The organism is Microbacterium petrolearium (assembly GCF_054782875.1).
The window spans coordinates 1-8,618 of sequence record NZ_BAAGRQ010000033.1; the positions used below are offsets into that span (position 1 = coordinate 1).

Sequence of the window (8,618 nt, forward strand, 5' to 3'; positions counted from 1 at the left end):
TCGCACTCGCCAGACGCCGCTCCGACGTCCTCTACGCCATGCTCCGCGACGGCACCCTCTACCAGCCACGCCTTCCCGAACCGGCCCTCGCCGCTTGACAAGAGACATAGGGGCACCCCCCGGCGGGCACGCTTGCGGTGGTCGCTTCATCTTCGTTCGCTGACGCTCACTTCGTTCAGCAACCGATGAGCGCTACCCGATCGGTTGCTGAACGGAGCGGCCGCAGGCCGCGGAGATGAAGCGACCACGGCAAGCTCAGCGGCTCAGGCGAAGGCCGCCTGCAGGCGCGCGGCGGCGTCCTCGAGCACCTCGATGCGCTTGCAGGCCGCGAAGCGCACGAGCGTGGCGTACTCGGCCCGGCGCGCGGGCGTGACGAACGCCGTGAGCGGCACGCCGGCCACGCCGGCCCGCTGCGGCAGCGCGCGGCAGAACTCGGCGGCGTCGGTCGCGCCCAGCGGCGCGGCGTCGGCGACCGTGAAGTACGAGCCCTGCGGGTCGAACACCTCGAACCCGGCGGCGCGCAGCCCGGCGCCCAGCACGTCCTTCTTGCGGCGCATGTCGTCGGCGAGCCCGCGGAAGAACGCGTCCGGCAGCCTCAGCCCCACGGCGATCGCCGGCTGGAACGCCGAGCCGTTCACGTACGTCAGGTACTGCTTCACGGTGAGCACGGCGGTGAGCAGATCGGCCGGCCCCGTGATCCAGCCGATCTTCCATCCGGTGGTGCGGAACGTCTTGCCCGCCGACGAGATCGTGAGCGTGCGCTCGCGGGCCTCCGGCAGCGTGGCGATCGGCACGTGCCGCTCGCCGAACACGAGGTGCTCGTAGACCTCGTCGGTGAGGATGATCGCATCGTGACGCTCGGCGAGCCGCGCGATGTGCGCGCGCGTCTCGGCCGAGAAGACCGCGCCCGTGGGGTTGTGCGGATCGTTCACGAGGATCACGCGCGTGCGGTCGGTGACGGCGGCGGTCAGCTCGTCGAGGTCGGGCTGGAATCCGGGCGCGCGCAGCGGCACGGTGCGCAGCGTGGCGCCGGACAGCGCCACGCACGCCGCGTAGGAGTCGTAGTACGGCTCGAACACGACGACCTCGTCCTCGGGGCCGTCGACGAGCGCGAGCAGCGCCGCCGCGAGCGCCTCGGTGGCGCCGGCCGTCACGAGGACCTCGGTGGCCGGGTCGAGTTCGATGCCGTAGAAGCGGCGCTGGTGCGCCGCGATGGCCTCGAGCAGCGCGGGCACGCCGCGGCCCGGCGGGTACTGGTTGGCGCCGTCGGCGATCGCGCGCCTGGCGGCCTCGAGCACCTCGGCGGGCCCGTCCTCGTCGGGGAAGCCCTGGCCCAGATTCACCGCGCCCGTGCGGGCCGCGAGGGCCGACATCTCTGCGAAGATGGTGGCGGCGACCGAGCCGTCGCCGCCGAGGAGTCCTGCACCGGCGGCGGTGCGCCGCCAGGCGCCGGGTACGGATCGCATCGTCCCAGGCTACCGTCGGGGCCGCGAGGGGCGGCCCTCGGCCCCTCACGGAGACGTCAGAAGCGGGACATAGCAAGCGCAAAGGTTGGCGGATCACCCTGGAGGGGACTCGTCAGAAGGAGCACCCGATGGACAACCAGGTACCCGGCGCCGGCAACGACAGCGCATCGGCTGAGAACGGCACGCCCGAGGCGCGCGCGTCGCACGTGGTCCCGCCGCGGCCGATGATGTCGGCCGCCGACGCGGCCGCCCGGCACGCGGCGCCGCCGACGTTCTCGCCGTCGTGGGCCTCCGCTCGGGCCGACGAGCACCCCACGGTGCCGCTGACCGGCGCGACCGCCGAGCTGCCGCCGTTCATCGCGCCCGAGGACCGCGTGGGCGCGGACGCGCCGGGGGACGGCGTGCGGGCGGGCGCGCCGGAGGACCGGCCCGCCGAGAAGAAGCGCCGCGGGGGGCTGCTCGTGGGCGCGCTGCTGGCGGCCGCCGTCGTCGGCGGGGCGTCGGGACTGGGTGGCACGTACGTGGGGACGCAGCTGTGGGCGACGCCCGCGGCCACCGGCGGATCGGACAGCCCGTCGTCCATCACGGTGAACAACCCCGGATCGGTGAACGAGGCCACGGCCATCGCGACCGAGGCGCTGCCGAGCACCGTGACGATCTCGGTGACGACCGGCGACTCGGGCGGCAGCGGCACCGGCGTGGTGCTCAGCGAGGACGGCTACGTCGTGACGAACACGCACGTGGTCACCCTCGGTGGCGCGTCGGCCGACGGCACCATCCGCGTCACCGACTCGGACGGGCGCATCTACGACGCCGAGATCGTCGGCACCGACCCCGTCTACGACCTGGCCGTCATCAAGCTCGAGGGCGCCGAGGGCATGACGCCCATCGAGTTCGCCGACTCGTCGAAGCTGAACGTGGGCGACACGACGGTCGCGATCGGCGCGCCGCTCGGGCTGCCGAACACCGTGACCACGGGCATCGTGAGTGCGCTCAACCGCAGCATCCAGATCGCCTCGGCGGCCGCGCCCGACAGCCCGGACGAGCCGCAGGACTCGGACGGGGGATCGGGGGAGGACTCGCCGTTCTTCTTCGACATCCCGGGGCAGGAGAACCAGGGCAACGCGAACGAGACCATCTCGATCGCGGTGATCCAGACGGACGCCGCCATCAACCCGGGCAACTCCGGCGGTGCGCTCGTGAACTCCGAGGGGCAGCTGATCGGCATCAACGTGGCGATCGCGACGGCGTCGGGCAGCACCACGGAGGAGTCCGGATCGGTCGGCATCGGCTTCTCGATCCCGTCCAACGTGGTCGAGCGGGTCACGGGCGAGATCATCGAGAACGGCACGGCCAGCCACGGCCTGCTCGGGGCGAGCGTGACGAGCGCGGCGGCCTACGAGGACGCCGAGATCGAGGGCGCCCTGATCGCCGAGCTGGTGCGCGGCGGCGCGGCGGCCGAGGCGGGGCTGCGCGAGGGCGACATCGTCACCGAGTTCAACGGCGTGCCGATCACGAGCTCCACCGACCTCACCGCCCAGGTGCGCGCGGCCGCGGGCGGCAGCGACGCCACGCTCACCTATGTGCGCGACGGCGAGGCGCACACGGTCGACGTCACGCTGGGCACGCTCGAGTAGGGCGCCCTTCGAGGAAGACGCCGCTTCGCGAGATAGTCTCGCGAAGTGGCGTCTTCGTTTTCGTTCGGTGCGGGCAACGCGGCGAAGCTGCTGCGTGCGCCCCTGTACCTGCTGGGACGCCTCGTCACCCTCGTCGTGCCGCGCGGCCGGCGCTGGGTCTTCGGCTGTGGCGCCGGCATCGGCGACGGGCCGCTCGCGCTGTGGCGCGTGGCGGCGGCCGAGGGCGTGGACGCCGTGTGGCTCGTCCGCTCGGACGCGGAGGAGCGCGCCGCCGCCGAGGCCGGCATCCCCACGCTGCGGCGCGACTCGCTGCGCGGGTTCTGGGCGACGGCCCGCGCGCGGGTGCTCGTCGTGGCATACGGGCTGGGAGATGTGAACCCGTACGCCGTCTCCGGCGCGTTCGTCGTGCAGCTGTGGCACGGCATCCCGCTCAAGCGCATCGGCCTCGACTCGCCCGAGACGCTGCGCAGCCCGATCCCCGTCGCCGCGGGCGCGATCAGCCGCCTGCTCGGCCTGCTGTACCGCGCGTCGCAGCGGCGGATCGACGTGCTGCCGGCCGCCTCGCACCTCGTGCGCGGCCGCCTGGAGTCGGCCTTCGGCCTACCCGGCGACCGCGTCGTCGTGACGGGGGAGCCGCGGGTCGACCCGCTCTCGGCCGGCACCGCCGCCGAGCGGCGCGACCGAGCCCGCGCGGCGCTGCGCGCGGCCGCGGGGCCTCTCGAGGACACCACGCCCGTCGTCCTGTACGCGCCCACGTGGCGCGACGGGGCGCCGGATCCGGCCGTGCCGACGGCGGCCGACTGGGAGCGGATCCGAGACGCCCTCGAGCGCCACGACGCCGTGCTGCTCGTGCGCTCGCACCGGCTGGGGGCGGGCGAGTACGTGCCGCCGTTCGCGACGGATCGGGTGCGCGCGCTCGGATCCGATGTGCTGGGCGACATCACGGCGGCGCTGCCCGGCGTGGACGTGCTCGTGACCGACTACTCGTCGCTCGCGTACGACGCGGGGCTCGTGCCGCTGCCGGTGCTGTTCCTCGCGCCGGACGAGGACGACTACGCCGCGCGGCGCGGCTTCTACGGCACCTACGCCGACGTGGCAGGGCCCGATCCGTCCCGCACGTGGCCGCAGCTGCTCGCGCAGCTGGACGCGGTGCTCGCCGATCCGCGCGCGCGGGCGGAGCGCGTGGCGCGGTCCGAGGCGCTGAGCGCCCGCGTGCACGCGTATCGTGACGGACGGAACACGCGCCGCCTGTACGACATCGTGCGGGCGCGACTGGATGGGCGGAGCGGACCGCCGACGGAAGGCAGCGAATGACGACGGCCCGGTTCATCCCCGACGGACCCGAGCTTCTCATCGAGGGCGAGGGGCCTCGGCCGGAGAGTGCGACCCTCACCGGCCCCCGCGCCGCGGTGACCGGGCGCCTCACGGGGCGCGGCAAGACGTGGAAGGCGCGCTTCGCCCTCACGGTCTCGCGCTGGGGCGGACCGGCGCTGCCGCTGCCGTCGGGCACCTACCGGGTCGAGATCGCCGGGCAGCGCGTGGCCCTGAGCCTGCCGCTCACGATGCTGCCGGGGCTGCGCGCCTCGGCGGTCGAGAGCGAGGTGGAGATCGGCGCGCCGATCGACCCGGCGTACGACTCGCCCGAGGGTCAGCGCGCGCTCGAGCTGCGGTACGCCACGCACGAGACGCCGCTCGAGAACGCCGTGTTCTTCGAGAGCTTCTACGGCAGCGCGGCGGGCTGCAACCCGCTCGCGATCGACCGTGAGCTCTCGCGCGTGGCGCCCGGAGTGACCCGGTACTGGAGCGTGGTCGACCGCTCGGTGCGGGTTCCGGAGGGTGCGACCGCCGTCGTGGAGGGCACGCCGGAGTGGTGGCGCGCGCGGGGGGCGGCGCGGCTGCTCGTCGTCAACGATTGGCTGCGCCGGCGCTACGCGCGCCGCGCGGGGCAGCGCGTGCTGCAGACGTGGCACGGCACGCCGCTCAAGCGGCTCGCGCTGCATCGGCCGGGCTTCCAGCCGCGGCGGTGGGGAGCGGTCGTCAAGGAGTCGCGACGGTGGGACGTGCTGCTCGCGCAGAACACGTACGCCGAGCGCATCCTGCGCAAGGCATACGCCTTCCTCGGTCGCCCGGTGTGGGTCGAGGGCTATCCGCGCAACGACGTGCTCGTGACCGGTGGGGGCGAGGAAGCGCGCGCGTCGCTCGGGATCGGGCCGGACGAGCGGGTGCTGCTGTACGCGCCCACGTGGCGGGACGACCGGCTCGAGATGGTCGACTTCATCGATCCCGCCCGACTCGCGGCCGACACGGGATCCGTCGTGCTCGTGCGCGGGCACTCCCGCACGCTGCGGCCCGGCCAGGACGTCACGGGCCCCCGCGTCGTCGACGTCACGGGCTACCCCGACACAGCCAGCCTGCTGCTCGTGGCCGACGCGCTCGTGACCGACTACTCCTCGGTGATGTTCGACTACTCCGTCACCGGCAAGCCGATGTACTTCCTCGTGCCCGACCTCGAGCACTACCGGGGCCGGCTGCGCGGCTTCTACTTCGACCTCGCGGCGCGGGCGCCCGGCCCGCTCGTGCGCACGTACGACGAGCTCCTCGGGGCGCTGGGAGACGACCCGGCGGCCTACGCCGGGCGGTACGACGCGTGGCGGCGCCAGTTCAACGCGCGCGACGACGGCCGCGCGTCCGAGCGCGTCGTCGCCCGCCTGCTCGACCAGGGCTTCCTCGACCGCGCCTGACGCGGTCCGCCGGCCGGCCGGCCTACGGCAGCGGGGTGTTGCGCCCGGAGAGGCGCGAGGTGTCGACCGTGTCGTGGGCGCCGCGCAGCACGCCGCGCAGGAAGCCCACGCCCCACGCGAGGTGCATCGTGGGCAGCACGGCGAGGGTCCACAGCTTGTCGCGCCAGCCCGTGCCTCCGCCCCTGCCGGCCGCCACCACGGCGACGAGGCCGATGTAGGCCAGCACCGGCAGGTACAGCACCGATGCGATCACCGCCCACAGCCCCGAGAGCGCGCGCGTGAGCTGCAGCGCGCCGAGCACGATCGCGGCGAGCACCGCGAGCACGAGCACGGGAGGTGCGAAGAACCGCAGGGAGTTGCGCAGCCCGTAGCGGCGCACGAGCTCGCCGCGCCACGTGCCCGTGGCGTGGAACTGCCGGGCGAGGCGCACCCAGCTGTCGCGGGGCCAGTACGTCACCGAGAGCTCGGGATCGAACCACACCCGGTAGCCGGCGGAGCGGATCCGCAGGTTCAGCTCCCAGTCCTCGCCGCGGCGGATCGTCTCGTCGAAGCCGCCGACCTCCTCGATCACGGCGCGGCGCATGACGCCCAGGTAGGCCGACTCGGCCTCGCCCTCGCGCCGGCCGCCGTGGTACGCGCCGCCGCCCAGGCCGATGGGGGAGTTGTAGGCCCGCGCCACCGCGCGCTGGAAGGGCGTGCGCCCCTCGGCGTGCATGACCCCGCCCACGTTGGCCGCGCCGGTGCGGCGCAGCGTCTCGAGCGCGCGGGCTGTGTATCCGGGAGCGAGCTCGGAGTGCGCGTCGACGCGCACGATCGTCGGGTGCCGGCTGGCGCCGATGGCGCGATTCAGGCCAACGGGGATGTCGGCGGCGGGGTTGTCGACGAGCACGATCCGCTCGTCCTCCTCGGCCAGCTGGCGCGCGAGGTCGTTCGTGCCGTCCGACGACGGGCCGAGCGCCAGTACCAGCTCGACGGGGCCGTCGACCTCCTGCTCGAGCACGGTCTCGACGGCGCGCCGCAGGTACGCGCGCTCGTTGAGCACGGGCATCACGAACGAGACGCCGCTGCCGGGCGGGGGCACCGGGGCGCTGCGCCGGGGGACGCGGGCGCGGCCGGTCGCCGGGACGCTGTGCATGGCTCGATCATCGCACGGGCCGGCATGCCGCTCCCGTGATGATGCTGAGGCGCGCCCGGGCGGCACCCGTCCCAGGGCGAATCCAGTCCGCCCGGATAGCGTGGAGCGCGTGGGAGTCGTGAACGATGCGAAGAGGGCCGTCGCGCTGGTGCGCAAGGCGCTGCGAGGTCGCAGCGCGTACCGGGCGGTCCGATCCGCGCTGAGCGAGCGCGGCCCGCTCGAGCGCGATCGGTACCGGGTCGCCGTGTACTTCGCCGACAGCGACGTGAACATGTACCAGATGCGCCAGTGGTACAAGCCGCTGCAGGAGCTGGCGAAGACGTGGCCGGTGCTCGTCATCGCGCGCAACGCGGCGGGGGCGCGCGCGCTCATCGCCGACGGCGCGCTGCCGGTGGCCTACACCCCGGAGGTGCGCGGCATCGAGCGGCTGCTGCGCCGGCAGGACATCCGCGTCGTGCTGTACGTGAACCAGAACACGCGCAACTTCCAGATGTTCCGCTACGGGCGCCGCTGGCACGTGTTCATCAACCACGGCGAGTCCGACAAGATGTACATGACCACCAACCAGTACAAGGCGTACGACTTCGCGCTGGTGGCGGGCCAGGCCGCGCGCGATCGCCTCTCGCGCACGCTGTGGGACTACGACGTGGAGCGGCGCACGATCGAGATCGGCCGGCCCCAGGCCGACCACTACTCGGGCGTCGTGCCGTACGAGCCCGATGACCGCACCGTGGTGCTGTACGCGCCCACGTGGGAAGGCGACCGCCCCGCCGCCCACTACGGGTCGGTCCTCTCGCACGGCGAGGCGCTTGCCGCGGCGCTGCTGGCCGATCCGCGCTACCGCCTCATCTACCGCCCGCATCCGCGCAGCGGGGTGGTGGACGCGGCGTTCGGCGAGGCGAACCGGCGGATCATCCGGGCCATCCGCGCCGCGAACCAGGCCGATCCGTCGGCGCACCACGTGCACGACGACCGGCCGGAGCTGGGCTGGCAGCTGGCGGCGGCGGACGTGGCGATCGTCGACATCTCGGCGATGGTCTATGACCGTCTCGCCGCGGGCAAGTCGCTCCTCGTGACGCGGCCGGCGGACGAGCGCGCGCAGGTGGACGAGGGCGGGTACCTCGGCGCCTGCGAGTGGCTCGACGCCGCCGACGCGGCGGATGTGATCGCACAGGTCGAGCGCGTGCGCGGCGACGCGGAGGCGACCGAGCGCCTGCAGCACTGGGTGCGCCACTACTTCGGCGACACCTCGCCCGGCGCGCCGACCGCCCGCTTCCACGCGGCGATCGAGCACCTCATGCGCGAGTGGGACACGTGGCACGCGGGATCGACGGAGGAGCCCGCCTCGGACGAAGAGGACGACGAGGGCGAGGACTGACCCCCGATCGGTTGCTGAACGGAGCGGCCGGAGGCCGCGGAGATGAAGCGACCACCGCAAGCTCGCGGGATCCGCCAGGTCGCACCGGATCGGTTGCTGAACGGAGCGGCCGGAGGCCGCGGAGATGAAGCGACCACCGCAAGCTCGCGGGGGTCAGCAGCCGGGGCCGGTGGGGTTCTCGTGGCAGGTGTACTTCACGAGGCCGGTGTGGGCGGTGACGGCCTGGATGGTGCGGGATGCGGGCGGCGAGGCGACGAGGCC

6 protein-coding genes are annotated in these 8,618 nt (G+C 73.8%); 4 read left to right on the forward strand and 2 right to left on the reverse strand.

Going from position 1 to position 8,618, the window contains the following annotated elements; all coding sequences use genetic code 11:
* Positions 1-263: 263 nt before the first annotated feature.
* Positions 264-1,466 carry a pyridoxal phosphate-dependent aminotransferase gene (locus ACYVJ0_RS13285; protein WP_460818327.1) on the reverse strand — a complete coding sequence of 401 codons (1,203 nt, stop codon included), beginning with the start codon at positions 1,464-1,466 and terminating at the stop codon, positions 264-266.
* A gap of 128 nt (positions 1,467-1,594) precedes the next feature.
* Here ACYVJ0_RS13285 and ACYVJ0_RS13290 point away from each other — a divergent pair, with 128 nt between their 5' ends.
* The 3 genes from ACYVJ0_RS13290 to ACYVJ0_RS13300 are packed head-to-tail and all read left to right on the forward strand — an operon-like array spanning position 1,595 to position 5,844.
* Positions 1,595-3,103, forward strand: coding sequence for a S1C family serine protease (locus ACYVJ0_RS13290; protein ID WP_460818329.1), 1,509 nt, complete (start codon positions 1,595-1,597; stop codon positions 3,101-3,103).
* 45 nt (positions 3,104-3,148) lie between these two features.
* A complete protein-coding gene (locus ACYVJ0_RS13295) occupies positions 3,149-4,417 on the forward strand; it encodes a CDP-glycerol glycerophosphotransferase family protein (RefSeq protein ID WP_449853352.1) in 1,269 nt (422 codons plus the stop codon).
* Positions 4,414-5,844, forward strand: a complete 1,431-nt coding sequence (locus ACYVJ0_RS13300) for a CDP-glycerol glycerophosphotransferase family protein (protein WP_460818330.1) — start codon at positions 4,414-4,416, stop codon at positions 5,842-5,844. The genes ACYVJ0_RS13295 and ACYVJ0_RS13300 overlap by 4 nt, the downstream gene beginning before the upstream one ends.
* Positions 5,845-5,866: 22 nt before the next feature.
* Here ACYVJ0_RS13300 and ACYVJ0_RS13305 read toward each other — a convergent pair whose 3' ends face one another.
* Positions 5,867-6,979 (reverse strand): glycosyltransferase family 2 protein, encoded by a 1,113-nt coding sequence (locus tag ACYVJ0_RS13305; RefSeq protein WP_460818331.1) that lies wholly within the window; start codon positions 6,977-6,979, stop codon positions 5,867-5,869.
* A gap of 109 nt (positions 6,980-7,088) precedes the next feature.
* Here ACYVJ0_RS13305 and ACYVJ0_RS13310 point away from each other — a divergent pair, with 109 nt between their 5' ends.
* Complete coding sequence (locus tag ACYVJ0_RS13310; RefSeq protein WP_460818332.1) at positions 7,089-8,357, forward strand: CDP-glycerol glycerophosphotransferase family protein; 1,269 nt, start codon at positions 7,089-7,091, stop codon at positions 8,355-8,357.
* The last annotated feature ends 261 nt before the right edge of the window (positions 8,358-8,618 follow it).